Annotated in this window: 2 protein-coding genes; both read right to left on the bottom strand. The window is 57.3% G+C overall.

Annotation, left to right across the window (positions count from 1 at the left end):
• Nucleotides 1-43 precede the first annotated feature (43 nt).
• On the bottom strand, nt 44-532 hold the full coding sequence (locus A7K61_RS30565; RefSeq protein ID WP_069559021.1) for a DUF1289 domain-containing protein: 489 nt from the start codon (nt 530-532) through the stop codon (nt 44-46).
• A 151-nt stretch (nt 533-683) separates the two neighbouring features.
• On the bottom strand, nt 684-1,413 hold a 730-nt coding region (locus A7K61_RS30560; protein WP_139129554.1), incomplete at its 5' end, for a ribonucleotide-diphosphate reductase subunit beta.

The raw sequence follows: 1,413 nt of genomic DNA, 5'->3' as shown, positions 1-1,413 counted from the left end.
ACCGTCGTAGGCAAGCCAGTTCCTACAGTGCTTGCGGCGCTGGTCAGCGCGTGGCAATCAGCGCCGGTCCGAATGACTCTTTCAGGAAAACCGGGGCGATATAGCGTTCGTAATGTGCCTCGGACAGCAGAAAGAACTCCCGGTCTATCGCATCGCGCAGGTCCGCCAGGTGGCGCTCGCGAAACTCAGGCAGCAACGCCAAGCCATACGCATCCAGCTTGGAGATCACCCGTGCACCCCGGGCAATCAGTTGGTATGCCCAGCAATACGGCGACTGGTGCGGTACAAAGCGAATCTTGCGCGCTTCCAGTTGCTGACGCAGGCGCTGCGGATCGAAGACTTCCAGCTTGCTGGCCATCACCTGTACCAGCAACTGCTCCAGGCGCAGCCACACCGCTTGTTTTTCCTCGGCGCTATAGCCATTCCACTGGATCACTTCATGGTGATAACGCTTGCAGCCCCGGCAGACCAGGTCACCGTAGACGGTGGAGCACAGGCCGACGCAAGGGGTCTTGATGGTTTGGTTGGGCATAAAGGCTTTTTACGCAAGTCTAAAGAACACAGATAACCACCTGTGGGAGCGGGCTTGCTCGCGAAAGCGGTAGGCCAGCTAGTATTCCACTGACTGACACTGCGCATTCGCGAGCAAGCCCGCTCCCACATTTTTTGGGGGCCGTGTGGATTCAGTCCCAGCTCAGCGCGCCGCCGGTCTGGTACTCGATCACACGGGTCTCGAAGAAGTTTTTCTCTTTCTTCAAGTCCATGATCTCGCTCATCCACGGGAACGGGTTGGTCGTGCCTGGGTACTCTTCCTTCAACCCAATCTGCGTCAAACGACGGTTAGCGATGAATTTCAAATAGTCTTCCATCATCGCCGCATTCATGCCCAACACCCCACGAGGCATGGTGTCGCGAGCGTATTCGATCTCCAACTGCGTCCCCTGCAGAATCATCTGGGTCGCTTCTTCCTTCATCTCGGCATCCCACAGGTGCGGGTTTTCGATTTTGATCTGGTTGATCACGTCGATACCGAAGTTCAGGTGCATCGACTCATCGCGCAGGATGTACTGGAACTGCTCGGCCACGCCGGTCATTTTGTTGCGGCGGCCCATGGACAAAATCTGGGTGAAGCCGCAGTAGAAGAAGATGCCTTCCAGCACGCAGTAGTAGGCGACCAGGTTGCGCAGCAGTTCCTTGTCGGTGTCGACGGTGCCGGTTTCGAACTTCGGATCGGAGATCGAGCGGGTGTACTTCAGGCCCCAGGCGGCTTTTTTGGCGACCGATGGAATCTCGTGGTACATGTTGAAGATCTCGCCTTCATCCATGGCCAGCGATTCGATGCAGTACTGGTAGGCGTGGGTGTGGATCGCTTCTTCGAAGGCCTGGCGCAGGATGTACTGGCGGCACTCCGGG

It is taken from the genome of Pseudomonas sp. AP42 (assembly GCF_001728935.1).
GTDB classification, from domain to species: Bacteria; Pseudomonadota; Gammaproteobacteria; order Pseudomonadales; family Pseudomonadaceae; genus Aquipseudomonas; species Aquipseudomonas lactis.
The sequence above is the reverse complement of the archived record's forward strand: the minus strand, read 5'-3'. Positions and strand labels throughout refer to the sequence as shown.